This window comes from Xanthomonas sp. DAR 34887 (assembly GCF_041245805.1).
GTDB classification, from domain to species: domain Bacteria; phylum Pseudomonadota; class Gammaproteobacteria; order Xanthomonadales; family Xanthomonadaceae; genus Xanthomonas_A; species Xanthomonas_A tesorieronis.
This window is the reverse complement of record NZ_CP162490.1, coordinates 4,922,584-4,948,322: the sequence shown is the minus strand read 5'-3', so window position 1 is coordinate 4,948,322 and position 25,739 is coordinate 4,922,584. Positions and strand designations below refer to the sequence as shown.

The window sequence follows — 25,739 nt, the reverse complement described above, 5'->3', positions numbered from 1 at the left end:
CATGTGCACAGATCGCACGCGTACGCTCCATGCCGCTGGCAGATCTTTGCAGATGCTGCGTGGGCTGCCGACCGGCCCACACAGCCGCCTTGCAACGACGATGCCCGGCGTGGTCGCGCCGGGCATCGCACGCACAAACCGCTGGCTTACGCCGCTTGCGCCTGCTGCGCGCGCAGCTGCCGTGCCGCGGCCACCATTGCGTGCAGCGCGGTGCGCGTTTCCGGCCAGCCGCGCGTCTTCAACCCGCAATCCGGATTGACCCACAGCTGCTGCGGATCCAGCACCGCCCGCGCCTTGTCCAGCAACTGCACCATCTCCTGCGTGCTGGGCACGCGCGGTGAGTGGATGTCGTACACGCCCGGGCCGATCGCGTTCGGATAGCGGAAGCGCACGAACGCATCGAGCAGTTCCATCCGCGAGCGCGAGGTTTCGATCGAGATCACGTCCGCATCCATCGCCGCCACCGCCTCGATGATGTCGTTGAACTCCGAATAGCACATGTGCGTATGGATCTGGGTGGCGTCGCGCACGCCGGCCGCGGCGATGCGGAAACATTGCACCGCCCAGTCCAGGTACGCCTTCCACTCGGCGCGGCGCAGCGGCAGGCCCTCGCGGATCGCCGGCTCGTCGATCTGGATCACGCCGATGCCGGCCGCCTCCAGGTCGCGCACCTCGTCGCGCAGCGCCAGCGCGATCTGCCGGCAGGTCTGCGCGCGTTCCTGGTCGTCGCGCACGAACGACCACTGCAGCACCGTCACCGGCCCGGTCAGCATGCCCTTCATCGGCTTGTCGGTCAGCGACTGCGCATACTGGGTCCAGCGCAGCGTCATCGGCGCCGGCCGCTGCACGTCGCCGTAGATGATCGGCGGCTTCACGCAGCGCGAGCCGTAGCTCTGCACCCAGCCATGCCTGGTAAAGGCGAAACCATCGAGCTGCTCGCCGAAGTATTCGACCATGTCGTTGCGCTCGAACTCGCCGTGTACCAGCACGTCCAGCCCGATCTGTTCCTGCACGCGCACGCAACGTTCGGTTTCGGCGGCCAGGAACGCGTCGTACTCGGCATCGCCGAGCTTGCCGGCCTTGTGCTGCGCGCGCGCCTGCCGCACCTGCGCGGTCTGCGGGAACGAGCCGATCGTGGTGGTCGGGTACGCCGGCAACCGCAGCGCCGCCTGCTGCGCCTCGCGCCGCTGCGGATACGGCGACTGCCGGCGTCCGGCATCCTCGCTCAGCGCCGCCACCCGGCGTGCCACGTCAGGGCGATGCACGCGTGCGGAGGAACGCCGCGTGGCCAGCGCCTCGCGCGCCGCATCCAATTCGGTCTGCGCCTGCGGCAGCTCGTGCAATGCATCGGCCAGCGTGCGCAGCTCCTGCAGCTTCTGCCTGGCGAAGGCCAGCCATGCGTGCAGGTCGCGGTCCAGCGCCTTTTCCTGTTCCAGGTCCACCGGCACGTGCAGCAGCGAGCACGACGGCGCCAACCACAGGCGTTCGCGGCCGACATGGCCGGCCGCGTAGCGGGCCAGGATCAATGCATTGTCCAGCGGCGTGCGCCACACGTTGCGGCCGTTGACCAGCCCGGCCGACAGCACGCGCCCGGCCGGCAATGCCTGCAGCACCGCGTCCAACTGCGCCACGCCGCGCACCAGATCCACATGCAGGCCGTCCACCGGCAGCGCCGCGGCCAGTTCCAGGTTGTCGCCCAGTTCGCCGAAATACGTGGTCAGCAGCAGCTTCGGCCGCGGCGCCTGCGCCAGGAATGCGTAGGCGCGGCGATAGGCGTCGCGCGCGGCCTCGTCCAGGTCCAGCACCAGCGCGGGCTCGTCGATCTGCACCCAGCTGGCGCCGGCCGCGTCGAGCTGCTGCAGCAGTTCGGCGTAGGCGGGCAGCAGGCTGTCCAGCAGCGCCCAGCGGTCGCTGCCGTCCACGGTCTTGGACAGCAGCAGGAAGGTCACCGGGCCGATCAGCACCGGGCGGGTGGCGATGCCCAACGCCTTGGCTTCCAGGAACTCGGCCAGCGGCTTGTCGCCGCGCAGGCGGAAATGCTGGCGCCGCGCCAGCTCCGGCACCAGATAGTGGTAGTTGGTGTCGAACCACTTGGTCATTTCCAGCGCGTGCAGGTCCAGGCCGTCCTCCTGCGTGCCGCGCGCCATCGCGAAATAGCCGGCCAGCGGATCGGCATCGGCCAGCGCGCGGTAGCGTTGCGGGATCGCATCGAACAGGAACGCGGTGTCCAGCATCGCGTCGTACAGGCTGAAGTCGTTGCTGGGCGGCAGATCCACCCCGGCCTCGACCTGCAGCCGCCAATGCCGCTGTCGCAGCTGCCGCGCGGTGTCCTGCAGGCCGGCCTCATCCGTTTCGCGGCGCCAGTAGCTTTCCAGCGCACGCTTGAGCTCGCGCCGCGCGCCGATGCGCGGGAAGCCCAGGTTGGTCACGATCGTCATTTGCGTTTCCTCATTGCGTTCATGGGCATTGAGGAACGAAGGAACCGCGCGCCGTCCGCCCGTTCGCACGGGACGCCCGCCACGCCAGCGACCTTCGCCCCCGCGGGCGAACCGGCGCCACGCGGGCAGGCGGAAGAGCGCGGCGCGGCGCAGGGCCACGGCACGGCTTCCGGCCGCCTCCCCGCGGAGACGCCAGGTCGAATCGGAGGACGCACAGCTCCTCCGGCCGGGGCCGGTATTCGGGCTGATGGACGAGCGCACCGTGCCGGCTGCGCGCCTACTGTCCGCCGCTTCCCAGGCCGGCATGCGCCGGCCCAGTGCCATTGACGGAGGTCGTTTCCATTCACCGCTGCGGGGCAGCTCCGGAATGGGCAGGCGCTTGCGGCGCCGGCCGTCACCGGATTCCCGTTTAAATCCATCCCTTCATCCGAATGAAGCGATGGATACCTTCGGCGAGCGCACGATAGGCCGGATGCGGCGGCGGGTCAAGCGCCGAGTGAATTCGCCGGCGTTCACCGGCAACGTTCAGGGCGAACGTGTAAGCTGTTGATCCCAAAGCCAATGATCTGACGCTTCCGCCGGCAGGCGAGAGCGCAGCACCGCCGCGCCCGATGATGCTTCCGCTTCCCCCTTCCGACCTGCCCGCGCGCTACGCCGCCTCCCTGCGCCTGTCCGTCGCGCCGATGATGGACTGGACCGACCGCCACTGCCGCGTATTCCACCGGCTGCTGGCGCCGTCGGCGCGGCTGTATACCGAGATGGTGCACGCCAATGCGGTGGTGCTGGGCGATCGCGCGCGGTTGCTGGACTTCGACGCGGTCGAGCATCCCGTGGCGCTGCAGCTCGGCGGCAGCGATCCGGCGCTGCTGGCGCAGGCGGCGCGGATCGGCCAGGAGTGGGGCTACGACGAGATCAATCTCAATTGCGGCTGCCCGTCCGACCGGGTCCAGGCCGGGCGCTTCGGTGCCTGCCTGATGCGCGAGCCGGCGCTGGTCGCCGACTGCGTGGCGGCGATGGCGCAGGCGGTGGACATCCCGGTCACGGTGAAATGCCGGCTGGGCGTGGACCAGGACGACGACTACGCGGTGTTCCTGGCGTTCGTCGACCAGGTCGCCGCCGCCGGTTGCGGGCTGTTCGTGGTGCATGCGCGCAACGCATGGCTGCAGGGCCTGTCGCCGAAGGAGAACCGCGAAGTGCCGCCACTGCGCTACGACTGGGCCCATCGGCTCAAGCGCGAGCGCCCGCAGTTGCAGATCGTGCTCAACGGCGGGCTGGCCGACGTGGACACCGCGCGGGCGCAGCTGGAAGCGGTCGACGGGGTGATGCTGGGCCGCGCGGCCTATCACGATCCCTACGTGCTGCACCGGCTGGAGGCGGCCCTGACCGGTGCCACGCCGCGGCCGCGCGCCGACCTGTTGCGCGCGTTGCGGCCGTATGTCGAGGCGCGCCTGGCCGATGGCGTGGCGCTCAAGCACATCACCCGCCACTTGCTCGGCCTGTTCCACGGCCAGCCGGGCGGCCGTGCGTTCCGCCAGGTGCTCAGCGAGGGCGCGCATCGGCCGGGCGCGGACTGGGCGCTGGTGGAACAGGCCTTGCTTATGACGGCAGGGGCGCCGCAAGTCGCCGCGTAATCATCGCCCGGAGGGACGACAGTTGTCCTTGCTCGGCTTCTCGGTCCCCAACGCAAGCTGTCCCGACAGACGCTACGCCGCCCTTTCGGAGGCGCGTTCAGTTACTTTGTTCAGCTTCTTGCTGTAACCGGACCGGTCGCAACAGGAGTGGCAGATCCTTGCCAACGCGGGGTTCAAAGGACGTCGGCACGCGTCCGCCAGGGCGGCAATCGAAGTTCATTTCACTGAACGAGGGCGGCCGCTGCCGGAAAAGTTCAGATCGGATTCACCCCGAAAAATCAAGAATTTGGCTCGATTTTGCGAAATCGCGACGCCGCTGCCAGGCAACCGGTTTCACAACTTTTGAACGTTTCCGATCAGTCCGTTAGGATGCCAGCTCGTGATCTCGCCCACTCTCCGCCGCTGCCGCACCGTTGTCGTGATCGCACTCGCGCTCACGGCGACCGGCCATGGCTGGGCGCAGCAGCCGGGCCCGCCCGGCGTGCCGCCGATGGTGCCGGCCCGCGAGGCGCCCCGGGCGCGCGACTACAACGGCAGCTCGCTGTCCGATGCGGTGCGCCGGGTGCAGCGATCCACCGGTGGGCAAATCCTTGGCGCCGAGCGTGTGCCGTTCGACGGGCGCGACATCAATCGCGTGAAGTACATGGATGGCCGCGGGCGCGTGCGCTACATGGACGATCCGCAGCCTGGCCGCGCCACGCCGCCGCGCGTGCCGCGCCCCAGCGATGCGCAGGAACCACCACGCGGCGATAACCCCTGAACCCGGATATTCTGGTTCAGCTTGCCATACACACTGCCCCCGGCCGCCGGCCATCTGTAAGTCACTAGGGAGAGTTCATGCGTATCCTTCTGGTCGAAGACGAAGCTCCGCTGCGAGAGACCCTGGCTGCTCGCCTGAAGCGCGAAGGCTTTGCGGTGGATGCGGCGCAGGACGGCGAGGAAGGCCTGTACATGGGCCGCGAAGTGCCGTTCGACGTGGGCATCATCGATCTCGGCTTGCCGAAGATGTCGGGCATGGAGCTGATCAAGGCCCTGCGCGACGAAGGCAAGAAGTTTCCGGTATTGATCCTCACCGCCCGTTCCAGCTGGCAGGACAAGGTCGAAGGCCTGAAGCAGGGCGCGGACGACTATCTGGTCAAGCCGTTCCACGTCGAGGAGCTGCTGGCGCGGGTCAACGCGCTGCTGCGCCGCGCCGCGGGCTGGAGCAAGCCGACCCTGGAATGCGGGCCGGTGGCGCTGGATCTGGCGGCGCAGACGGTCAGCGTCAGCGGCAGCAACGTCGATCTGACCAGCTACGAATACAAGGTGCTCGAGTACCTGATGATGCATGCCGGTGAGCTGGTCTCCAAGGCGGACCTCACCGAGCACATCTACCAGCAGGACTTCGACCGCGACTCCAACGTGCTGGAAGTGTTCATCGGCCGCCTGCGCAAGAAGCTGGATCCGGACGGCGAACTGAAGCCGATCGAGACCGTGCGCGGTCGCGGCTATCGCTTCGCGATTCCGCGCACCGAAGGCTGATCCCACGCGCCTGCGACGAGCAACCGAAGGACGCGACAGCGTGGCGGCACGGCCCAAGTGGTACAAGCGCTGGCGCCCACGGTCGTTGCAGGCGCGCCAGCTGCTGGCCGCCAGCCTGAGCTTGGTGGCCTTCCTGGCCGCGGCCGGCTATGCGCTGGACCAGGCCTTTGCCGACACCGCGCTGAGCAATCTGCGCGAGCGCTTGAAGAGCTACGCCACCGCCTACGCCAACAACGTCGACGTGGCGCGCGACGGCTCGCTGTACATCAACAACGACAAGCCCCCGCCGGACCCCCATTTCGACCGGCCGGGCAGCGGCCTGTACGCACAGATCGTGATGCCCAACGAACGCTGGATCTCGATGTCCAGCGAGGGGCCGCTGCCGCCCAGGGGCGGCATGCTCGAACCGCGCCAGGAAACCTTCGACGGTCCGTGGCCGATGACCCAGATCGACGGCAGCCAGGGCGAGGTCTACCGTTACGGCATTGGCCTGGCCTATGTGCGCCGCGACAAGGAAACGCCGGTCACCATCTACATCATGGAAGACACCCGCGCGCTGGGCGCGCAGCTGCGCGTGTTTCGCGGCCGGGTGTGGTTCAATCTCGGCGGCGCCGGGCTGATCCTGCTGCTGCTGCAGGCCTTCATCCTGCAGTGGAGCCTGCGCCCGCTGCGCCGGGTCATCAACGAACTGACCAAAGTGCAGCGCGGCGAAGCGGTGCGCATGGGCGACCGCCATCCGCGCGAGCTGGAGCCGCTGACCGACAGCATCAACGCTTTCATCGAAAGCGAGCGCGAGAACCTGGACCGCCAGCGCAACACCCTGGCCGACCTGGCGCATAGCCTGAAAACGCCGCTGGCCGTGCTGCGCACCCAGCTCGACAGCGGCACCGAGGGCCCGGAGTTGCGCGAGGAACTGGATGCGCAGCTGCGGCGCATGAACAACCTGGTGACCTACCAGCTCAGCCGCGCCGCTTCCAGCGGCCACAAGCTGTTCTCCGCGCCGCTGCCGATCGAACCCAACGCCGAAGAGATCGTGCGTGGGCTGGAGAAGGTGTACGCGGCCAAGGGCGTGCTGTGCGAGTTCGACATCGAGCCGAGCGCGCGCTTCCACGGCGAACCCGGCGACCTGCAGGAACTGCTCGGCAACCTGCTCGAAAACGCCTTCAAGTGGGCGCGGCGGAGGGTGCTGCTGAGCGTGCATCCGGCCCCGGCCGCCGGCAGCCGGCGCGCCGGCCTGGTGATCTCGGTGGAGGACGACGGCCCCGGCATCGCGCCGGAGGAAGTGGCGCACATCCTGCAGCGCGGCGTGCGCGGCGACGAACGCGTGCACGGCCACGGCATTGGTCTGGCGATCGTGCAGGACCTGGTCAAGGGCTACCGCGGCGAACTGCAGGTCAGCCGTTCCGAAGAGCTGGGCGGCGCCCGCTTCCTGGTCACCATGCCGCCGGGGCTGTAGCGGCCGGGCTGTGCGCTGCAGGTGAATCCCGCGCAAACGCCGCGGCGGTTTCCGACATTGGCTTAACGCCTGCGCCAGGCAGGCGCGGATACTGCGCGGGTCGTCACGTCCGGTTTTTCCGTCCAAGGAGCGCCGCATGCCCGAGCCCCGGCACCGTCCTGCAACGCGCCTGCGCGTGCACGGCCGGCGTGCATTGCGCAACGCGCAGCGGCTGCTGCTGTCGCTGCTGCTGGTGCTGTTCACCGTCGGTGCCATCGCCGGCAGCCAGAAGGTGCTGGAGCGCGACGACGCGCGCTGGCTGCAATCGATGACCACCGGCCTGGACAGCGCCAGCGTGTCCCAGCTGCAGCACGACGGACGCAAGCGCTTCCTGCGCGACCAGTTGCAGGCCTCCAGCGGGGACGCCGCCCTGCCCGCAGCGGTGCGCACGCAACTGGACGGCTACGAGGCGCTGCACACGCCGGTGCAGGAATTGCTCAAGCAACTGGATGCGCGCCAGCAGTACATCAAGGCGATGCCCGACGGCGAGGCCAAGGTCGCGGCGAAGAAGGCCTTGCAGCAGCGCGCCGACGCGCTGCTGGCGCAGGCGCGGCAGGCGCAGCTGCTGCGTGCGGTGTACTCGCGCGACCAGCTGCGCGAGCAGATGGTGTGGTTCTGGCTCAATCACTTCAGCGTGTTCGCCGACAAGGGCCGCCTGCACTGGACCGTCGCCGACTACGCCGACAACGCGATCCGCCCGCACGCGCTGGGCAAGTTCTCCGACCTGGTGATGGCGACGCTGCAGAGCCCGGCCATGCTCGAATACCTGGACAACGCGCAGAACGCCAAGGGCAAGGTCAACGAGAACTACGCGCGCGAACTGATGGAATTGCACACGCTGGGCGTGGACGGCGGTTACAGCCAGCACGACGTGCAGCAACTGGCGCTGATCCTGACCGGCGTCGGCATCGCCCCGGCCAACCGCGACGCGCCGCCGAAACTGCCACCGCCGCAGCAGGCGCAATACCTGCGCCGCGGCGCGTTCGAGTTCAATCCGGCGCGGCACCAGCCCGGCGACAAGACCCTGCTCGGCCAGCGCATCGCCGGCGGCGGTTTCGACGAGGTCGAGCATGCGGTGCAGCTGATCGTGCGCCAGCCGGCCTGCGCGCATTTCGTGTCGCGGCGCCTGGCCGAATATTTCGTCGCCGACGATCCCCCGCCGGCGCTGGTGGAGAAGATGGCGCGCACCTTCCAGCGCAGCGATGGCGATATCGCCGCCGTGCTGCAGGTGATGTTTACCGCGCGGGAAATGGCTGCCGGCGCGCCGCACAAGTTCAAGGATCCCTACCGCTTCCTGGTGTCGTCGCTGCGCCTGGCCTACGACGGGCAGACCATCGTCAATCCGCAGCCGCTGCTGGGCTGGCTGAGTCAGATGGGCGAGCCGACCTATGGACGCATCACCCCCGACGGCTGGCCGCTGCAGTCCAGCGCCTGGAACAGTTCCGGGCAGATGGCGCAGCGCTTCGAGATCGCGCGTGCGATCGGCGGCGGCAACACCCAACTCTTCACCAGCGACGGCCAGCAACGCGGCGGTTTCCCGCAACTGACCACGCCGCTGTACTACCAGGCGATCGAGCCGCAGCTCGGCGAAACCACCCGCCAGGCGCTGGCGCAGGCGCGCTCGCAGCAGGAGTGGAATGCGTTCCTGCTGGCATCGCCCGACTTCAACTATCGCTGATCCGGCCCATAGCGCCGGGTGCGGCGACCGCCGCGTCCGGCGATCACGGAGGTCCTCCATGCATCGTCGCCAGTTCCTGTTCGCCTCCGCCGCCGCGGCGGCCAGCCTGCCGTTCGCCGGGCGCCTGTTCGCCGCGCCGGCGCCATCGCCACGTCTGCTGGTGGTGTTCCTGCGCGGCGGCTACGACAGCAACAACCTGCTGATTCCCTACGCCAGCGATTTCTACTACGCGTCGCGGCCGACGCTGGCGATCGCGCGGCCGGACCCGGCCAATCCCAACAGCGCCATCGCGCTGGACGCGCAGTGGGGGCTGAACCCGCGGCTGCGCGATACCTTGCAGCCGCTGTGGAACGACAAGCAACTGGCGTTCGTGCCGTTCGCCGGCACCGACGACCTGTCGCGCAGCCATTTCGAAACCCAGGACAGCATCGAGGCCGGGCAGCCGGCCGGGCAACGCAGCGACTACCGCTCCGGGTTTCTGGCGCGGCTGTCGCAGGTGGCCACCGGCACCCCGGCGATCGCCTTCACCGATTCGCTGCCGCTGAGTTTCCAGGGCGGCGGCGACATTCCCAACCTGTCGCTCAAGCGCAATCCCACCCCGGCCTTCGACCAGCGCCAGGCCGGGATCCTGGCGCAGATGTACCAGGGCACGCCGCTGGCCAGCGCTGCGCACGAGGGCCTGGCGCTGCGCCAGCAGGTATCGCAGGCGTTGCAGGACGAAATGCAGCAGGCCAACCGCGGCGCCGCCAGCGCGCGCACCTTCGCCGACGAGACCCGGCGCATCGCCACGCTGATGCGCGAGCGCTACCGGCTCGGCTTCGTCGATGTCGGCGGCTGGGACACGCACGTCAACCAGGGCAGCACCGACGGCACCCTGGCGACCAACCTCGGCAACCTGTCCGAAGGCCTGGCCGCCTATGCCGAGGCGCTGGGGCCGGAGTGGCGCAACACCGTGGTGGTGGTGCTGTCCGAGTTCGGCCGCACTTTCCGCGAGAACGGCGACAAGGGCACCGACCATGGACACGGCACCACGTACTGGGTGATGGGCGGCGCGGTCAACGGCGGCCGCATCGCCGGCGAGCAGGTCGCGGTGAGCAAGGACAAGCTGTTCCAGGATCGCGACTACCCGGTGCTGACCAACTACCGCGACCTGTTCGCCGGCCTGCTGAGCCGCATGTGGGGCCTGTCGCCGACGCAATTGCAGAAAGTGTTTCCGCAGGCGCATGCGCGGGATCTGCAACTGGTGTGAGGTGGACGCTGTGGCATTGCCGCACGCGCGGCGGCGCGCCGGTTGGGAGCACTGCGGGTGGGGCTTCGGGCACAGATGCCGTTCGAAATCGACAGCGCTACCGCTCCGCTCGTCGCGACTGAAGTCGCTCCCACAGGGGCTGCGGCCAGCCGGCTGGGTGCACTGTAGGAGGGGCTTCAGCCCCGACAGGCAGCGTCCGCAGCCGATGCGGTTCCCGACTTCGTTCGTCGCGGCTGAAGCCGCTCCTACAAGGGGCTTGCGGCCAGCCGGCTGGATGCACTGTAGGAGGGGCTTCAGCCCCGACGGATAGCGTCCGCAGCCGATGCCAGTTTCCGGCTTCGTTCGTCGCGGCTGAAGCCGCTCCTACAAGGGGCTTGCGGCCAGCCGGCTGGATGCACTGTAGGAGGGGCTTCAGCCCCGACAGGCAGCGTCCGCAACCGGTGCAGTTTCCGATCTCCTTTGTCGCGGCTGAAGCCGCTCCTACAGGGACTTGCTGCCAGCTGGCTGGATGCACTGTAGGAGGGGCTTCAGCCCCGACAGGCAGGGTCCGCAGCCGGTGCAGTTTCCGATCTTCTTGTCGCGGCTGAAGCCGCTCCTACAAGGGAACTTGCGGCCAGCTGGCTGGGTGCACTGTAGGAGGGCTTCAGCCCCGACAGGCAGCGTCCGCAACCGGTGCAGTTTCCGATCTCCTTTGTTGCGGCTGAAGCCACTCTACAAGGGGGCTTGCGGCCAGCTGGCTGGGTGCATTGTGGGAGGGACTTCAGTCCCGACAGCATCCGAAGCCGTAAAGTTCGCCACTGCGCTTGTCTTGGTTGAAATCGCTGCTGTAGGACGTTGGTCATGCCGCGATCGCCGCCTGCGCACGCGCGCATGCCGAGCGCTTATGCGGCAGCGAATGGGGAGCGTCCGTAGAACCGTGTCAGATGCGCGGCCACCTCCGGCATCTCGCGCTGCAGCCGCTGCGGTGCGGAGAAGTGGTATTCGCTGACCACGGCGAAGAATTCTTCCGGGGCCTCGGCGGCGTAGGCATCGATCTCGCTGCTGCGGCCGCGGTCCACGCGCTTGCAGAACGCGTCGTAGGTGCGCTGGAAGTCCTCGGCCCAGCGTCGCTGCCAGTCGCGCGGCAGCGGCGGCGTGCCGTCCAGTGCGCCGTCCAGCACGTCGAGCTTGTGCGCCATCTCGTGCACCGCCACGCAGTAGCCGGCATGCGGGTCGTCCAGATCGGCCTGCACGTCGGCCCAGGACAGGATCAGCGGGCCGCTGTCCCAGGATTCGCCGATCAGTTCGTCTTCCCACTCGTGCAGCACGCCGGCCGCATCGACATGGCTGCGCTGCACGCGGAACGCGTCCGGGTACACCAGCAATTGCGACCAGCCGCGCAGTCCCTCGACGCCGAACTCCAGCAACGGCAGGCAGCACAGCACCGCCAGCACGGTGCGCTGCGCCGCATCCAGGGTCAGCCCGTCCAGCGGCGAGATGGTCTTGCGTTGCAGGAACTGCGTGGCCAGCGTGCGCAGTCTTTGCTCGCGTTCCGCATCCAGTGCCGCCACCCACGCGCAGCGCTGGCGCGCCAGCTGCCAGGTCGCCTCGTCGATCGCAACAGGCGCCGGCAGCAGCCGGCGCAACCAGCGTGGGATCAGCGGAACATCCCCGGCAGGAAGCTGTGCCACTTGGGCATGCGCAGGCGCGGCACCAGGTCGCTGTCGCTGCCGCCGCCGCTCGGCGCCGCCGGCTTGGCCGCAGCGGCGGGCGGGCGCGCCGTCGATGCCGGACGTGCCTGGGCGGCGTCCGCGTCGGTGCTGTCGGCGTAGACGCAGTCGTTGCGCTGCTTGCTCACCAGCGCTTCGGACGCGTGCACGGCGGCCAGCGGGAGCAACAGCAGGATCAGGCACGGCAGGGAACGGCGCATCGTCGGCATCCAGGGCGAACGGCGGTGAATCGCGATTCTAACGCGCTTTTCACCCCGCGCAGGGCCGGCGCTGGGCGCGGGGACGGCGCTTCCCGCATAATTTTCCGATTCGAGGCGATGGAATCGGCGTGGACGAGCGCGAATTACTGGCCCGGCTCAGCCAGGGCCGCCTTTCCGGCGACGCCCTGGCGCGTGCGTGTGGGCTGACCCGGGCCGCGGTGTGGAAGCGCATCCAGGGCCTGCGCGCAGCCGGGGTGGAGATCGAGGGTCGCGCCGGCGAGGGCTACGGGCTGGCACGGCCGCTGGAATTGCTCGAGGCCGAGCGCATCCGCGCCGCGCTGGCGCCGGCCGCGCGCGACGAACTGGCCGGACTCGAGATCGCCTGGAGCCTGGCCTCCAGCAACAGCACCCTGCTGGCGCGGCCGGCGCCGGCGCGCGGCAGCGAGGTGCTGCTGGCCGAGCGCCAGACCGGCGGCCGCGGTCGCCGTGGCCGGGTCTGGGCCTCGCCGCTGGCGGCGCATCTGTACCTGTCGGTGGCGCGCGGCTTCGACGGCGGGCTGGGCCGGTTGGGCGGGCTAAGCCTGGCCGCCGGCGTGGCCGTGGCCGAGGCGCTGCGCGCGGCCGGTTTCGCCACGGTCGGGCTGAAATGGCCGAACGACCTGCTCGCCGACGGGCACAAGCTCGGCGGCCTGCTGGTCGAAGGTGGCGGCGAATTCGCCGGGCCGGCGCGCGCGGTGATCGGCCTGGGACTCAACGTTCGCATGCCGGCGGCCAGCGCCGCGAGCATTGACCAGCCGTGGACCGACCTGGCCACGCTGGCCGGCGGCGACGCCGAGGTCTCGCGCAACGCGATCGCCGCCGCGGTGCTGTCGCATCTGCTGCCGGCGTTGGCACTGTTCGACGCGCAGGGCCTGGCGCCGTTCCTGCCGCGCTACGCGGCGCTGGACTTGCTCGCCGGGCGCGCGATCCGCATCGACGACGGCGGCGTCGCCCGCGAGGGCGTGGCGTTGGGCCTGGCCGAGGACGGCGCGCTGCGGGTCGCCTTCGCCGATGGCGAGCGTCCGCTGCATGCCGGCGAAGTCAGCGTGAGGCCGGCATGAGCGACTGGTTGTTCGACCTGGGCAATTCGCGCTTCAAGTTCGCCGCGCTGGAACGCGGCCGCGCCGCGGCGGTGCAGGCTTGGCCGCACGGTGCCGAAGCGATGGACGCGGCCGCGGTGGCGGCGCTGCCGCGCGGCGACACCGCCTATGTCGCCAGCGTCGCCGCGCCGGCGCTGACTGCCACCGTGCTGGATGCCTTGCGCAGCCGCTTCGCGCAGGTGCGGGTGGCGCGCACCGAGGCGGTCTGCGCCGGCGTGCGCATCGCCTATGCGCAGCCGCACAAGTTCGGCGTGGACCGCTTCCTGGCGCTGCTCGCCGCGCATGGCGAGGGCGATGTGCTGGTGGTCGGCGTCGGCACCGCGCTGACCGTGGATCTGCTCGATCGCGACGGCCTGCATCACGGCGGGCGCATCGCACCGTCGCCGACGACGATGCGCCAGGCGCTGCAGCAGCGTGCGGCGCAACTGCCGGCCGAGGGCGGCGACTACCGCGAGTTCGCCGCCGAGACCGCCGATGCGCTGGTCTCCGGTTGCGACGGCGCGGCGCTGGCGCTGATCGAACGCAGCCTGCAGCAGGGCGAGGCGCTGCTGGCGCGGCGGCCGCGGCTGCTGCTGCACGGCGGTGGCGTACCGCCGTTGCTGCACGCATTGCCGGCCGCCGAGCAGCGGCCGTCGCTGGTGCTCGACGGGCTGGCGCTGTGGGCGCAGGCACACGCCGCGGCCGGGTCCGCCGGGTAGAATCCGCGCATGCTCGTCCGCGCCCTGCTCGTCGTCCTGACCATCCTCAACCTCGGCGTCGCGCTGTGGTGGGCGACGCAGCCGCAGACCCCGGTGCCGGAACCGATGCCGGCGCTGCCGGCCGGGGTGGCGACGCTGCAACTGGTGCCGGCGGCGTCCGCAGCCGTGCCGCAGCCTGCGTCTTCGGCCCCGATCGCTTCCGCGGCGGCACCGACTCCTGCCGCCAGCGCCGCACCCGCGCCGGCCACGGCCGTTCCGGCCGCCAGTGCTCCGGCGGCTGACGCACCCGCGCCTACCGAAGTGCCGGCGACCGCAGCACCCGCAGCACCTGCCGCGGCCGCCGCGACACCGCCGCCCAAGGTGCCCAGCGCCGCAGCCGTCGCCGCCGAGCCTGCCGCGGCCCCGGTGTGCCTGAGCCTGGGGCCGTATCCGGACCGCGCCGCGGCCGAGACCGCGGCGGCCGCGCTCGGCACCGCCGCACCGCGCCCGCGCCTGCGCGAGGTCGGCGACGACGACGCCACCAGCTTCCGCGTGCTGCTGCCGACCATCGGTGGCGAGGACGGGGTCAAGGCCGCGGTCGATCGCATCGTCGCTGCCGGTATCCGCGACTACTACCCGGTCCGCCAGGGCGACACCGGCAACGCCATCGCCCTGGGCCAGTACCGCAGCCGTGAAGGCGCCGAACGCCGCAAGGCCGAGCTGGCCCGGGCCGGCTTCAACGTCGATCTGATTCCCAGCGGTGGCAGCGGCCAGTCGCGCTGGTGGCTGGACCTGCGCGCCGGCAATGCGGCGCAGGCCACGGCCTTGCGCCGGCAACTCGGCGCGGCGCGGCAGCGCGCGCTGGACTGCGCCACGCTGCGCTAGAATGCGCGCCGCGGCACGCAGCCGTGGGACGCCGTTGCGGCCCGCAAGCAGGTAGACTGCGGCGGTCGCGCAATGGCGCTGCAATCCGTCTTGCCGCTTTAGCTCAGTTGGTAGAGCAACTGTCTTGTAAACAGTAGGTCATCCGTTCGATTCGGATAAGCGGCACCATCTTTAGTTGCCATGTCCCTGTCCGCGCCACTGGCGCGGCGCGCGCTGCCTCTGTAATGCGCCGCTGCGCCGATCAGAGGCCGGTGTTTCCTGAGCCCGTCGGTGGCCGCTGCGATCGCGCCATTCAGCCTCTACGCGCCGCCTCGCCGGCATTGTGCGGTCGACGAAGGAAATCGGCCGCGCCTTGCGCGCTTGCCTCGTTGCACAGTGCGGGCACGCGATCGTAGTTGCGGTCGTTGACGATGGGCACGATCGCCGGCTTGTGCCGGCAGCCGGTGACGACGTGGATCTGTCATTCGAGCTGCCCGACGCATTCTTCGAGAATGTGTGTGTGGCTGCACCGAGCAGATCCAACCGCGCGTCGTGGATACGCGCAGCGAGGTCTTCTGCAACTCCTTTGTCGGGATGCGCCAAGCGAGGAAGGCCAGCGCTGCCGGGAGGACTGAGCGCTTGCCACGTGCCGCAGCCGTTGAATGCTCGTCTCGATCACGCCTGCACTCGCTCTGTGCCTCTCACGCATTGACCCCTTGTTTTCGAAACAGGCACAACTGCCGACTGCCGAGGGGAGAAGGGCTAGCGGCTGTTCCCTTCTCCCTCGGGACCATGGCCCCCTTTTGGGGGAAGGTCCCCGAAGGGACGGAGGAGGGTGCAGGCGACGCCTCGCGCACCTACACCCAGCGAGACGCTGCGCGGCGTTCGACCCAGCGGACATGTGTCACTTCACCACCACTGTCCGCGCGAGCGCTGCCTGCTGCGACGCCGCAAGTCGCGCCATGCCCGGCTCGCTAGACTGGCGCACATTTTTCGTTGGAGCGCGTCTGCATGAATTCCTCTTTTCTGCCGGTCTCCCTGATCGGCGTTCCCACCGACATCGGTGCCGGCCACCGTGGCGCGCGCATGGGGCCGGAGGCGCTGCGCATCGCCGGCCTGCACGAGGCGCTGGCCAATCGCGGCATCGAGGTGCGCGACCTGGGCAATCTCGACGGTCCGCGCAATCCATGGCAATCCCCGGTCGGCGGCTACCGCCATCTGGACGAAGTGGTGGCCTGGAATCGCGCACTGATGGAAGCCAGCTACGCCGAGCTGCGTGCCGGACGCATGCCAATCATGCTCGGCGGCGATCATTGCCTGGGTATCGGCTCGATCACCGCGGTGGCGCGCTATTGCCGCGAACAGGGGCGCAAGCTGCGGGTGCTGTGGCTGGATGCGCATTCGGACTTCAATACCAGCGAAGTGACGCCGTCGGGCAACGTGCACGGCATGCCGGTGGCCTGCCTGTGCGGGCTGGGACCGCAGGCGCTGACCGAACTGGGCGGCGCCGCGCCGGCGCTGCGTCCGGACCAGGTCCGCCAGATCGGCATCCGCTCGGTGGATCCGGACGAGAAGCGGCTGATCAAGCAGCACCGCATCGACGTGTACGACATGCGCTACATCGACGAGATGGGCATGAAGCGGACCATGGAGGCGGCGCTGGACGGACTCGATGCCGACACCCACCTGCACGTCAGCTTCGACGTGGACTTCCTCGACCCCAGCATCGCGCCGGGCGTCGGCACCACGGTGCCCGGCGGCCCCAACTACCGCGAAGCGCAGTTGGTGATGGAGATGATCGCCGACAGCGGGCGCATGGGCTCGCTGGACATCGTCGAACTCAATCCGGTGCTGGACCATCGCAATCTGACCGCCGAACTGGCAGTGGACCTGGTCGAGAGCCTGTTCGGCAAGTCCACGCTGATGCGCGATTGAAGGCGGTTTCGACACGAAGCTGAATATTGCCGCGCTTCATTCACGTGAAATCCACAGTCGCAAGGTCAGATTCACCGCCAGACGGTAGCTTGGCATCGGCTATCGCGACCACCCAGACCGATCCACTGCGAGGACTCCACGATGAAGCGACTGCTCACCCTGACGATGCTGACCCTGTTCTCTGCGGGCATGCTCACTGGCTGCAACACCGTCGCCGGTGCGGGCAAGGACATGCAGAAGGCCGGCGACAAGGTCGAACACAAGGCCGACGACTGCAGCGACGGCAAGTGCTGATCGATCGTCCGCAGTGGCTTGGCGTTGATTGAGACACCCAATGCGTAACCCCGCGCGGCCACACGCCGCGCTCCCATGACCAAGTAAGGAAGGAGTGAGACCTATGAAGCGTACTTTTGCGTGGATGCTGCTGGCGATGTTTTCGGTGGGCCTGCTGTCGGGCTGCAACACGGTTGCCGGTGCCGGCAAGGACGTGAAGAGCGCCGGCGAGAAGGTCGAAGACGCCGCCAAGAACTGAGCCTCGCGCTCGGTGACAAAAGACGGGTCGGCTTGCCGGCCCGTTTTTTTTGCGGCACAAAACTGCAGTTCGATACCGCGTCAGCCAGGACCGTCACTCGCCGCCGCAAGAAGCGGCACCACGACATCGCTGATGGGCGTGGCAATGCCGTGCGCCCGTCCGCGACGCGCGATGACGCCATTGCGGATATCCCATTCCAGGGGCCGGCCGTCCTGGCGATCCGCCAGGATGGAGGTGCCCATGTCGGCGGGAGCAGCCTGGAAGCTGTCGAGGATCGCCTGCGGCACCTCCTCGCCCAGTTCTACGCCCTCGGCGCGGGCCACGCTCAGACACTCCTGCAGATAATCCAGGGTGAGCCTGGAGATGTCGGACCGGCCGAACATCCCCGAGCGCCGCTGCGCGAGCGCCATGAGGCCGGCTGCCGCGTTCTGCAATAGCTTGCGCCACGCCAGAGAGCTGAAGTTCGCGGCCAGATCTACCGAACAGCGCGTGCCTTGCAGCGCCGCCGCCACGACGTGGGACGCCGATGTGTCCGGCAGGCTGATGCGCACGTCGCCGCGCAGGTGCACCGATCCGTCGGATTGCGTCTGCGCAGGAAACCAGACGACAACCGGAACGATGCACCCACGTGGGCAATGCGGGGCGACGTTCTGCACCTGCTCTACCCCGTTCTGCAGGACGCACACGACGGTGTCCGGCCCGCTCAAGGCCGCGAGCCATGCTGCGGCTGCCGCGGTTTGTGTCGCCTTGACTGCCAGAAAGACGAGATCGACCGGCCGCTCCATGCGCGCTGGATCCGTCCGAACCGGGCCGGGAACCACGATCGCTCGCTCGCCATCGCACAGCGTCAGCCGATCGCGCGGCGTACGGCCGCACAGCAGGGGCGTGCGGCCCACTTCGTGCAGCGCCGCGGCGATGGTGGTGCCGATGGCACCTGGTCCCAGGACGGCGATTGCTGCATCGCATGGGGTGTTCATTGAAACGGACTCCTTCGCCGTGCTGCGGAGCAAATGCTCAAGCGGTGGTGGTGATTCCCGCACGACATATGTAACATATTACATATGAAGAAAAATAAATGTAACGCCGTTACGGAAGTCGATGCGCGACTGGTGCAACTGATCGGGAACATCCAGGCGCGCAGCGGCGATCTCGCTGCGAGCGAGGCCAAAGTCGTCGCGCTGTTGCTTGCCGACCCGTTGTTTGTCGGGGCGAGCACCGCGGCGCAGGTCGCCGCCCGCGCCGGCGTGTCGCCGCCGAGCGTGGTCCGCGCCGCGCGGGCGATCGGGTTCGGCGGATTCGCCGAACTCAAAATGGAGATCGCCCGCGCCCGCGGTACCACCCGGTTCTTCGCGCCACCCGAAGCGCTGGCCGCGGACGCGACGTCGGCCGCGGTGCTGGACGCCTGCGCCCGCGCAGGCAGCGAGGCCCTGACCGCGCTTGGCGGGGCAGTCGAACTCGCTGCGTTCGACAGGGCGGTCGAGACGCTCCTGTCCGCCCGCCAGGTGATCGTGTTCGGTGCCGGTCCCTCGGCGACGGTCGCCGCGGACGCGGTCTTCCGTCTGCGTGCGGTGGGCGTGACGACGATCGGCATTCCCGACTATCTGTCGGCGATGATCGCAACGCGGCTGCTGGGCCCGGGAGATGCCGTCATCGCCGTCAGTTCGACCGGGCGCACCTCGAGCACGCTCGCCATCGCCGATGCGGCGTCCTCCGCCGGCGCCTCGCTCATCGCGATCACCAATCAGTACGGCACGCCGCTGGCGAACCTGGCGGACATCGCGGTCGCGGTGGGCGGCGCGCCGTTGCCGGCGCAGATGGCCGCTGCGGCGAGCCGCCTGGCCCAACTCGTCGTCGTCGACGCGTTGGCCGCCTCCCTGGCGCTGCGCGATCCGGCGCGTAGCCGTCGGGCGGAACGGGCGGGCATCGACCTGCCTGACATCACTTGATGCAGTCCGGCACCGTCGCACTGGTCCTCGCTGCAGCGGTCGCCCACGCGGCATGGAATCTCGCCTCGAAGTACAAGCGCGGCGACACCGTGCTGTTCGTCTGCGCGTCCACCTGCGCCGCGGCGCTGCTCTATGTCCCGATCAGCCTTTTCTTCGTCGCCAATGGGCAGCAAACGCTCGACTGGCGGCTGGTGGTGGGTGCAGCGGTCTCGGCGCTGTTGCACACCGTGTACTCCATGACCTTGCAGGCCGGCTACGACCGCGCCGAGTTCGGCGTGGTCTACCCGATCGCGCGCGGCACGGGGCCGTTGCTGACCATGCTCTTCGCCATCCTCTTCCTGGGCGAGCATCTCACCACGATCGCGGCGTCCGGCGCGCTCCTTGTCGTGGCCGGCATCCTGGTCGTCAGCGGCAACCCGTTCAAAAGTGCGAGCCGCCACCCGTTGCATGGACTGCGTTGGGGTGCCGCGACGGGGGCCAGCATCGCCAGCTACACCCTCTGGGACAGCTACGCGGTCACGTTTCTGCACCTGGCGCCTGTCAGCTATTACGCCGCCACCTTGATTTTGCAGAGTCTGATCCTGGCCCCGAGCGCACTGCGCCGGCGGCATCGGATCCGCGCTGCCATCCGCGCCGACGCCGTACCGATTCTCATCGTGGCCGTGTTCTCGCCATTGGCCTACATCCTCGTTCTCACCGCCATGAAGCACGCGCCGGTCGCGCTCGTCGCGCCCTTGCGCGAGTCTTCGGTCGTCATCGGCTCGCTCCTCGCTTGCGCACTCTTTCGCGAGGATCATCTCGCGCGGCGCATCGCCGGCGCCGTGGTGGTGCTGGCCGGAATCGCGGCGATAGGCTTTTGACCATGACGCGAGGCGGGGCGGTCAACCCACGGCTCGATTATGGTTTCTTCGTCCTGGATGGAGGACCGCTAGGCGATGAGGACTTGGCGTTCCGGGTTTTGCCGAAAAGCCCGCGATAAACGCTTCATCGTGCTCATGCGCCGTTGACGGCGCATTGATCGATCGGCAACGGCGCAGGCGCAATGCTGTGCGCGCGGCTCGATGCCGCATCCCTCCAACGAGAGCGCTGCTATGAACAAAGACATCATTTCCGGCAAGTGGACCCAGCTCAAGGGCAAGATCAAGGCCCAGTGGGGCGACCTGACCGACGACGATTTCGACGTGGCCAGCGGCAATGCCCAGTACCTGTCGGGCAAGCTGCAGGAACGCTACGGCTGGGACCGCGACCGCGCCGAGAAGGAAGTGCGCACCTTCCAGGACGGACTGGGCAAGGAATACCGCGACTGAGGCGCGCGCCGCGCCCGACGTGGAAACGGGCCGCGCTGCGGCCCGTTTCGTTTTTGGCGCTGGTGCAGACTCAGTACGCCGGCGGATCCGGCACGAAGTCGCCGGGAAAGGCCTGCGGGACATCGGCAACGCGTGGATAGGCACGCGGCCGCGGGATCACTCCGCGCGCGATCAAGCGTGCACGGCTGTCGTAGCGCAGTTGCAGGCGCTGCCGCGGCACGTCGCTGGCGCGTTCGAACTCGGTGACGCTGGAGGGCGACCATTCGCGTTCGCCATGGCCGGTGCCCAGACGCTGCATCTTGCCCATCACTGCATCGCTCTCTGCGCGTGCGGCCGCTGGGGGCGCTGGCGCTGCCGGCGCCGCGGCGGGTTCGCGGTCTTGCGCCACGCTCGCCTGCGGCACGATCGTCGGCGCCTCGTCGAATACCGCCATGCCGATCACGCCGACGTTGTCGGGGCGGCCGGTGCGCGCGGCGTAGCTGTCGGCGAGGTCGGTGAACACGAACTGTGCGATCTCGCGTTGCGACTTGCGCCAGCCGGCGATCTCGGTGCTCTGCCATGGGGCCAGCACGTAGCCGCGCTGGTCGCTGGCCGCGGTCTCGCCGCTGACCGCGTTGACCCCATCCACCGACAGCACCACCAGCACGCGGCGCCCGGTCAGGTTGGTCAGGCGCAACGCATAGCGGTGGCCGGGCGTGGCCTCGATCCAGCGTGCGCCGCGCTGCGTGTGCTGCGGCAGGGGGACGTCGGCCCAGTCGCGGTCGATCACATCCAGGGTGACCAGCGAGGCCGACGGCGGCGGCGTGGGATAGGGGCGAAAGCCGCACAACAGGCCGATGCACAACAGGGCCATCGACAGCGTGCCGATCGGGCGGTTGGACAGCAGGCGGGCGAACATGCGCATCAGGGCGACTCCAGGCGGGGACCAGGCGTTGAACGCACCAGACGCCGGAACGGGGTTGCCGCGCAGCGGTTAAACTCGCCGGGTTTTCTTCTGGCCGTCGATCCCCCGCATGACCATCCGTGTCCTTACCGGCATCACCACCTCCGGCACCCCGCACCTGGGCAACTACGTCGGTGCGATCCGCCCGGCGCTGCAGGCCAGCCTGCGTCCCGGCATCGAGAGTTTCTATTTCCTGGCCGACCTGCACAGCCTGATCAAGGCGCAGGACCCGGCGCGCACCCAGCGCTCGACCCTGGAGATCGCCGCCTCGTGGCTGGCGGCCGGGCTGGATCCGTCGAAGGTGTGGTTCTACCGCCAGTCGGACGTGCCGGAAACCAACGAGCTGACCTGGTTCCTGACCTGCGTCGCCGGCAAGGGCATCCTCAACCGCGCCCACGCCTACAAGGCGGCGGTGGACAAGAACCGCGCCGATGGCGAGGACGACGACGCCGGAGTCAGCGCCGGGCTGTTCATGTACCCGGTGCTGATGGCCGCCGACATCCTGCTGTTCAACGCGCAGCAGGTACCGGTGGGACGCGACCAGATCCAGCACATCGAGATGGCGCGCGATTTCGGCCAGCGCTTCAACCACGTCTACGGCCGCGACTATTTCACCCTGCCCGAAGCGCTGATCGACGAGAACGTGGCGACCTTGCCCGGGCTGGACGGGCGCAAGATGAGCAAGAGCTACGACAACACGATTCCGTTGTTCGCCCCGCGCGAGGAACTGAAGAGGCGCGTGTTCTCCATCGTCACCGATTCGCGCGCGCCGGGCGAGCCGAAGGACACCGAGGGCTCGGCGCTGTTCCAGCTGTACCAGGCGTTCGCCAGCGCCGAGGACGCCGCCGCGTTCGCGCAGGCCTTCGCCGATGGCATCGGCTGGGGCGAGGCCAAGCAGCAGCTGTTCGCGCGCATCGACGCGGAGATCGCGCCGATGCGCGAGCGCTACGAGGCGCTGATGGCGCGACCGGGCGACATCGAGGCGATCCTGCGCGACAACGCGCAGCGCCTGCGCGCGCGCTACGCCACGCCGTTCCTGGCCGAACTGCGGCATGCGGTGGGCCTGCGCGATCTGTCGCTGCGCGACGCCGGGCATGCCGATGCGGCGGCCGCCAAGCAGGCGTTGCCGAGCTTCAAGCAGTACCGCGAAGGCGACGGCCGTTTCTACTTCAAGCTGCTCGACGGCGAAGGCGCGCTGCTGCTGCAGAGCGGCGGCTTCGAATCGCCGCGCGACGCCGGGCGCGTGATCGGCGCGCTCAAGCAGGCGGTGCAGGCCGATGCGCTGCAGATACCGGACCTCGCCCTGGCGGTGCCGGCCGAGGCCGTGCTGGCCGCGCTGCAGCGGCTGCGCGATGCGGGCTGAGCGCAGATGCAGCCCGGCGATGACGGGCGTGGAAGCGGCTGCAGTTCCGACGAGGCGTTGGCGGTAATGCGTCGGGACTGAAGTCCCTCCCACAAATGGCCCATGATCCAAATGGCCCCTGATCGCGCCTGGCTGTAGCCGCGGGTTGTCCCGCGCTGCATTCCCTAGGAATGCATGTCGCGCTCAAGAGGTCGCGTACCAGGGATCCTTCCGGGGGCCGAGGCGTATCCCCGCAGGGCTGGCGGCAGCCTCCATACGGCCTAGAATGGCGCTTCGCCCAGCCACCGCCCTGCGCCATGCCACGCGACCCCAGCATCCATCTCATCGACACCGGCTTCCAGCGCGCGCAGTTCGACGCGGCCTACCTGATCGTGGAGAACGGGCGCGGTGCGTTCGTCGATTGCGGCACCAGCCACTCGGTGCCGACCATGCTCGCCGCGCTCGATGGCGCCGGCCTGGCGCCGGGCGATGTGGACTGGTTGATCCTGACCCACGTGCATCTGGACCACGCCGGTGGCGCTGGCGCGCTGCTGCAGCGGCTGCCGAACGCGCGCCTGCTGGTGCATCCGCGCGGCGCACCGCACATGATCGATCCGGCGCGGCTGATCGCCGGTGCCACCGCGGTGTACGGCGAGGCCGAGATCGCGCGCAGCTACGGCACGATCGTGCCGGTGCCGGCCGAGCGCGTGGTCGTCGCCGAGGACGGTCATCGGCTGTGGCTGGGAGAGCGCGAACTGCTGTGCATCGATACGCCCGGCCACGCGCGCCATCACCTGTGCGTGTGGGACGCGCGCAGCCGCAGCTGGTTCAGCGGCGACACCTTCGGCCTGTCGTACCGCGAACTGGACAGCGCGCAGGGCGCGTTCGTGATTCCGACGTCCTCGCCGGTGCAGTTCGATCCGGAGGCGATGCGCGCCTCGATCCAGCGTATGCTCGGCCACGCGCCGCAGACGCTGTATCTGACCCACTACGGCCCGGTCGGCGCGGCGGATACGCTGGCGGCGGAGCTGTTCGAGCAGCTCGACGCGATGGTGGCGATCGCGCGCGGTTGCGACGGGCGTTCCGATCGCCATCGCTGCCTGGTCGCCGCGCTGAGCGCGCTGTACCTGGAGCGCGCGCGCCTGCATGGCTGCCCGCTCGACGATGCCGGCGTGGAGCGGGTGCTGCAGATGGACATCGAGCTCAATGCGCAGGGTCTGGCTTGCTGGCTGGAGCGTTGAGTCGCTGGGAATCGGGAATGGGGAATCGGGAATGGAAAAGCGCGGCGCTTCTGCGTTTCCATTCCCGATTCTCCATTCTCCATTCCCTGATGCTTCAAGGAAGCATCGGCCCTACACTGTGCAACCAGGTTTTTTCAGGTCGTTGCCGTGAATCCGATGCGCATGTTGCTGCTGTCCGCCTGCCTGTTCATGGGAGGCGCCGCGCAGGCGGCCAACGAGGCGCTGCCCGGTGGCGGCATCGATGCCGAAGCGCTGGAGCGGCATGTGCGCACGCTGGCCTCCGATGACTTCGAGGGCCGCGCGCCGGCCACGCCGGGCGAGGCCAAGACCATCGCCTATCTCAGCGAGCAGTTCCGCCTGGCCGGCGTGCAGCCGGCTGGCGACGACGGCGGCTGGACTCAGGCGGTGCCGCTGGTGCGTGCGCAAGTGGATGGACCGGTGACGGCGACGCTGCGCGTGGCGGGTGCCTCGCAGGCGCTGGTCAACGGCGAGGACGTGGTACTGCAGAGCCTGCGTCCCGGCAGCAAGATGGCGCTGAAGGACGCGCCGCTGGTGTTCGTCGGCTACGGCATCCATGCGCCCGAGCGCGGCTGGGACGATTACAAGGGTGTGGACCTGAAGGGCAAGATCGCGGTGATGCTGATCAACGACGCCGACTTCGAGACGCCGCAACCCGGCGCGTTCGACGGCCGTGCGGTCACCTACTACGGGCGCTGGACCTACAAGTACGAGGAAGCCGCACGCCAGGGCGCGGCCGGCGTGCTGATCGTGCACGAGACCGCGCCGGCGGCGTACGGCTGGGCCACGGTGAAGAGTTCCGGGCTGTCGCCGCTGTTCGACATCGAGCGCAGCGACGCGCAGGCGCGTGCGCAGCACGTGCCGGTGCGCGGCTGGATGCAGCGCGCGCTGGCGGTGTCGCTGTTCCAGCGCGCCGGGCTGGATTTCGAGGCGGAGAAGCAACGCGCGCAGCGCGCCGACTTCCGCCCGCAGGCGTTGGGCGATGCGGCGCTGTCGGTGCGTTTCGCGCTCAAGCGCGAGCGCGTGGTCACCCACAACGTGGTGGCCAAGCTGGAAGGCGCCACGCATCCGCAGGAGACCGTCATCTATTCGGCGCATTGGGATGCGTTCGGCATCGGTGCCGCCGATGCCAGCGGCGATCGCATCCGCCGCGGCGCGATCGACAACGCCACCGGCGTGGCCAGCGTGCTGGAGCTGGCGCGGGTGTTCGCCGCCGGGCCGCGGCCGCAGCGCACGCTGTACTTCATCGCGCTCACCGCCGAGGAGAAGGGCCTGCTCGGCGCGACCTATTACGCCGCGCATCCGCTGGCGCCGCTGGCGACCACCGTGGCGGTGATCAACAGCGAGATGTTCAGCCCCGACGGCGCCACCCGCGACATCGCCTCGTGGGGCCGCGGGCGGGTATCGCTGGAGCGCGACCTGGCCGCGGCGGCGCAGGCGCGCGGCCGCGCCTATTCGCCTGATCCGAATCTGGAGGCGGGCTTCTTCTATCGTGCCGACCATTTCGCTTTCGCCCGCGCCGGCGTGCCGGCGATCACCGTGGGGCCGGGGCTGGACAAGCGCGACGGCGGCGTGGCCGCGGGCAAGGCGATCCGCGACCGCTATTTCGCCGATTGCTACCACCAGCCCTGCGACCGCTGGAGCGCGTCCTGGGATCCGGCCGGGCATGCCGCCGATACGCTGCTGCTGTACGACCTGGGCCAGCGCCTGGCCGACAGCCGCGAGTGGCCGCGCTGGGACGAGGGCTCCGAATTCAAGCCGGCGCGTGATGCGAGCGAGGCGGCGCGGCGCTGAAGGTGGTGGCGTCCATCATGCCGTTGCGCATCGGGCGCGCAACGGCTCGATGACATTCCTTGGCGGTAGTATCGGAGCGA

The 25,739-nt window shown here is 69.2% G+C and carries 23 protein-coding genes, 1 tRNA gene and 1 riboswitch; of the genes, 19 read left to right on the top strand and 5 right to left on the bottom strand.

All coding sequences use genetic code 11. From position 1 onward, the window contains the following. Positions 1–146: 146 nt before the first annotated feature. Positions 147–2,438: a 5-methyltetrahydropteroyltriglutamate--homocysteine S-methyltransferase gene (metE, locus tag AB3X08_RS21125; protein ID WP_369934946.1), complete on the bottom strand. Its 2,292-nt coding sequence runs from the start codon at positions 2,436–2,438 to the stop codon at positions 147–149. Between the two features lie 212 nt (positions 2,439–2,650). Next, positions 2,651–2,904: riboswitch (cobalamin riboswitch) on the bottom strand. A 145-nt stretch (positions 2,905–3,049) separates the two neighbouring features. Here metE and dusA point away from each other — a divergent pair. The 6 genes from dusA to AB3X08_RS21095 all read left to right on the top strand — a co-directional run bounded on the left by dusA (position 3,050) and on the right by AB3X08_RS21095 (position 10,012). Then, positions 3,050–4,069 (top strand): tRNA dihydrouridine(20/20a) synthase DusA, encoded by a 1,020-nt coding sequence (gene dusA, locus AB3X08_RS21120; protein WP_369934944.1) that lies wholly within the window; start codon positions 3,050–3,052, stop codon positions 4,067–4,069. 379 nt (positions 4,070–4,448) lie between these two features. After that, complete coding sequence (locus AB3X08_RS21115) at positions 4,449–4,829, top strand: hypothetical protein (RefSeq protein WP_369934943.1); 381 nt, start codon at positions 4,449–4,451, stop codon at positions 4,827–4,829. Positions 4,830–4,906: 77 nt separating this feature from the next. Further along, positions 4,907–5,590 (top strand): response regulator transcription factor, encoded by a 684-nt coding sequence (locus AB3X08_RS21110; protein WP_003469280.1) that lies wholly within the window; start codon positions 4,907–4,909, stop codon positions 5,588–5,590. A gap of 85 nt (positions 5,591–5,675) precedes the next feature. Beyond that, a complete protein-coding gene (locus AB3X08_RS21105) occupies positions 5,676–7,046 on the top strand; it encodes a sensor histidine kinase (protein WP_184412734.1) in 1,371 nt (456 codons plus the stop codon). Between the two features lie 136 nt (positions 7,047–7,182). Beyond that, on the top strand, positions 7,183–8,763 hold the full coding sequence (locus tag AB3X08_RS21100; protein ID WP_369934941.1) for a DUF1800 domain-containing protein: 1,581 nt from the start codon (positions 7,183–7,185) through the stop codon (positions 8,761–8,763). A 58-nt stretch (positions 8,764–8,821) separates the two neighbouring features. Further along, positions 8,822–10,012, top strand: coding sequence for a DUF1501 domain-containing protein (locus AB3X08_RS21095; protein WP_369934938.1), 1,191 nt, complete (start codon positions 8,822–8,824; stop codon positions 10,010–10,012). 881 nt (positions 10,013–10,893) lie between these two features. Here the strand turns inward: AB3X08_RS21095 and AB3X08_RS21090 are convergent. Beyond that, entirely contained in the window at positions 10,894–11,682 is a 789-nt protein-coding gene (locus AB3X08_RS21090) for a zinc-dependent peptidase (RefSeq protein ID WP_369934937.1), read from the bottom strand. Beyond that, positions 11,649–11,921 (bottom strand): hypothetical protein, encoded by a 273-nt coding sequence (locus AB3X08_RS21085; protein WP_369934935.1) that lies wholly within the window; start codon positions 11,919–11,921, stop codon positions 11,649–11,651. Before AB3X08_RS21085 ends, AB3X08_RS21090 begins: the two co-directional genes overlap by 34 nt. A gap of 128 nt (positions 11,922–12,049) precedes the next feature. Between AB3X08_RS21085 and birA the strand changes: the two genes are divergently transcribed. The 7 genes from birA (at position 12,050) to AB3X08_RS21050 (ending at position 17,068) form a co-directional block, all read left to right on the top strand. Next, the gene (gene birA, locus AB3X08_RS21080) at positions 12,050–13,021 is read left to right on the top strand and encodes a bifunctional biotin--[acetyl-CoA-carboxylase] ligase/biotin operon repressor BirA (RefSeq protein WP_369934934.1); all 972 of its coding nucleotides are present in this window, start codon (positions 12,050–12,052) and stop codon (positions 13,019–13,021) included. Then, positions 13,018–13,758: a type III pantothenate kinase gene (locus AB3X08_RS21075; RefSeq protein WP_369934932.1), complete on the top strand. Its 741-nt coding sequence runs from the start codon at positions 13,018–13,020 to the stop codon at positions 13,756–13,758. The genes birA and AB3X08_RS21075 overlap by 4 nt, the downstream gene beginning before the upstream one ends. A 9-nt stretch (positions 13,759–13,767) precedes the next feature. Continuing rightward, the gene (locus tag AB3X08_RS21070; RefSeq protein WP_369934930.1) at positions 13,768–14,622 is read left to right on the top strand and encodes an SPOR domain-containing protein; all 855 of its coding nucleotides are present in this window, start codon (positions 13,768–13,770) and stop codon (positions 14,620–14,622) included. Positions 14,623–14,714: 92 nt separating this feature from the next. Then, positions 14,715–14,790, top strand: a tRNA-Thr gene (locus AB3X08_RS21065). Positions 14,791–15,612: 822 nt separating this feature from the next. After that, entirely contained in the window at positions 15,613–16,536 is a 924-nt protein-coding gene (rocF, locus tag AB3X08_RS21060; RefSeq protein ID WP_369934928.1) for an arginase, read from the top strand. 141 nt (positions 16,537–16,677) lie between these two features. Beyond that, positions 16,678–16,830, top strand: a complete 153-nt coding sequence (locus tag AB3X08_RS21055; protein WP_184412449.1) for an entericidin A/B family lipoprotein — start codon at positions 16,678–16,680, stop codon at positions 16,828–16,830. 103 nt (positions 16,831–16,933) lie between these two features. Continuing rightward, complete coding sequence (locus AB3X08_RS21050) at positions 16,934–17,068, top strand: entericidin A/B family lipoprotein (RefSeq protein ID WP_003469322.1); 135 nt, start codon at positions 16,934–16,936, stop codon at positions 17,066–17,068. Positions 17,069–17,148: 80 nt separating this feature from the next. Here the strand turns inward: AB3X08_RS21050 and AB3X08_RS21045 are convergent, their stop codons facing one another. Then, positions 17,149–18,045 (bottom strand): oxidoreductase, encoded by an 897-nt coding sequence (locus tag AB3X08_RS21045; RefSeq protein WP_369934926.1) that lies wholly within the window; start codon positions 18,043–18,045, stop codon positions 17,149–17,151. A gap of 84 nt (positions 18,046–18,129) precedes the next feature. Here AB3X08_RS21045 and AB3X08_RS21040 point away from each other — a divergent pair, with 84 nt between their 5' ends. The 3 genes from AB3X08_RS21040 (at position 18,130) to AB3X08_RS21030 (ending at position 20,321) form a co-directional block, all read left to right on the top strand. Then, on the top strand, positions 18,130–19,014 hold the full coding sequence (locus AB3X08_RS21040) for a MurR/RpiR family transcriptional regulator (protein ID WP_369934924.1): 885 nt from the start codon (positions 18,130–18,132) through the stop codon (positions 19,012–19,014). Next, on the top strand, positions 19,014–19,874 hold the full coding sequence (locus AB3X08_RS21035; RefSeq protein ID WP_369934922.1) for an EamA family transporter: 861 nt from the start codon (positions 19,014–19,016) through the stop codon (positions 19,872–19,874). The genes AB3X08_RS21040 and AB3X08_RS21035 overlap by 1 nt, the downstream gene beginning before the upstream one ends. 231 nt (positions 19,875–20,105) lie before the next feature. Further along, entirely contained in the window at positions 20,106–20,321 is a 216-nt protein-coding gene (locus tag AB3X08_RS21030; protein ID WP_145703764.1) for a CsbD family protein, read from the top strand. Between the two features lie 70 nt (positions 20,322–20,391). Here the strand turns inward: AB3X08_RS21030 and AB3X08_RS21025 are convergent, their stop codons facing one another. Continuing rightward, entirely contained in the window at positions 20,392–21,225 is an 834-nt protein-coding gene (locus tag AB3X08_RS21025; RefSeq protein ID WP_369934920.1) for a hypothetical protein, read from the bottom strand. 109 nt (positions 21,226–21,334) lie between these two features. Here AB3X08_RS21025 and AB3X08_RS21020 point away from each other — a divergent pair, with 109 nt between their 5' ends. The 3 genes from AB3X08_RS21020 to AB3X08_RS21010 all read left to right on the top strand — a co-directional run bounded on the left by AB3X08_RS21020 (position 21,335) and on the right by AB3X08_RS21010 (position 25,659). Next, positions 21,335–22,627 (top strand): tryptophan--tRNA ligase, encoded by a 1,293-nt coding sequence (locus AB3X08_RS21020; protein WP_369934918.1) that lies wholly within the window; start codon positions 21,335–21,337, stop codon positions 22,625–22,627. Positions 22,628–22,923: 296 nt separating this feature from the next. Next, positions 22,924–23,847, top strand: a complete 924-nt coding sequence (locus AB3X08_RS21015) for an MBL fold metallo-hydrolase (RefSeq protein WP_369934917.1) — start codon at positions 22,924–22,926, stop codon at positions 23,845–23,847. Between the two features lie 156 nt (positions 23,848–24,003). Further along, positions 24,004–25,659, top strand: a complete 1,656-nt coding sequence (locus AB3X08_RS21010; RefSeq protein WP_369938599.1) for a M28 family metallopeptidase — start codon at positions 24,004–24,006, stop codon at positions 25,657–25,659. The last annotated feature ends 80 nt before the right edge of the window (positions 25,660–25,739 follow it).

Excerpts from the sequence above, each read along its gene's own strand:
- AB3X08_RS21010 (WP_369938599.1), top strand. The coding sequence starts at position 24,004 with ATGCGCATGTTGCTGCTGTCCGCCTGCCTGTTCATGGGAGGCGCCGCG.
- AB3X08_RS21035 (WP_369934922.1), top strand. The coding sequence starts at position 19,014 with ATGCAGTCCGGCACCGTCGCACTGGTCCTCGCTGCAGCGGTCGCCCAC.
- AB3X08_RS21075 (WP_369934932.1), top strand. The coding sequence starts at position 13,018 with ATGAGCGACTGGTTGTTCGACCTGGGCAATTCGCGCTTCAAGTTCGCC.
- AB3X08_RS21030 (WP_145703764.1), top strand. The coding sequence starts at position 20,106 with ATGAACAAAGACATCATTTCCGGCAAGTGGACCCAGCTCAAGGGCAAG.
- metE (WP_369934946.1), bottom strand. The coding sequence starts at position 2,438 with ATGACGATCGTGACCAACCTGGGCTTCCCGCGCATCGGCGCGCGGCGC.
- rocF (WP_369934928.1), top strand. The coding sequence starts at position 15,613 with ATGAATTCCTCTTTTCTGCCGGTCTCCCTGATCGGCGTTCCCACCGAC.
- AB3X08_RS21110 (WP_003469280.1), top strand. The coding sequence starts at position 4,907 with ATGCGTATCCTTCTGGTCGAAGACGAAGCTCCGCTGCGAGAGACCCTG.
- AB3X08_RS21095 (WP_369934938.1), top strand. The coding sequence starts at position 8,822 with ATGCATCGTCGCCAGTTCCTGTTCGCCTCCGCCGCCGCGGCGGCCAGC.
- AB3X08_RS21015 (WP_369934917.1), top strand. The coding sequence starts at position 22,924 with ATGCCACGCGACCCCAGCATCCATCTCATCGACACCGGCTTCCAGCGC.
- AB3X08_RS21070 (WP_369934930.1), top strand. The coding sequence starts at position 13,768 with ATGCTCGTCCGCGCCCTGCTCGTCGTCCTGACCATCCTCAACCTCGGC.
- AB3X08_RS21050 (WP_003469322.1), top strand. The coding sequence starts at position 16,934 with ATGAAGCGTACTTTTGCGTGGATGCTGCTGGCGATGTTTTCGGTGGGC.
- AB3X08_RS21040 (WP_369934924.1), top strand. The coding sequence starts at position 18,130 with ATGAAGAAAAATAAATGTAACGCCGTTACGGAAGTCGATGCGCGACTG.
- AB3X08_RS21055 (WP_184412449.1), top strand. The coding sequence starts at position 16,678 with ATGAAGCGACTGCTCACCCTGACGATGCTGACCCTGTTCTCTGCGGGC.
- AB3X08_RS21045 (WP_369934926.1), bottom strand. The coding sequence starts at position 18,045 with ATGAACACCCCATGCGATGCAGCAATCGCCGTCCTGGGACCAGGTGCC.
- AB3X08_RS21020 (WP_369934918.1), top strand. The coding sequence starts at position 21,335 with ATGACCATCCGTGTCCTTACCGGCATCACCACCTCCGGCACCCCGCAC.
- AB3X08_RS21085 (WP_369934935.1), bottom strand. The coding sequence starts at position 11,921 with ATGCGCCGTTCCCTGCCGTGCCTGATCCTGCTGTTGCTCCCGCTGGCC.
- dusA (WP_369934944.1), top strand. The coding sequence starts at position 3,050 with ATGATGCTTCCGCTTCCCCCTTCCGACCTGCCCGCGCGCTACGCCGCC.
- AB3X08_RS21025 (WP_369934920.1), bottom strand. The coding sequence starts at position 21,225 with ATGCGCATGTTCGCCCGCCTGCTGTCCAACCGCCCGATCGGCACGCTG.
- AB3X08_RS21100 (WP_369934941.1), top strand. The coding sequence starts at position 7,183 with ATGCCCGAGCCCCGGCACCGTCCTGCAACGCGCCTGCGCGTGCACGGC.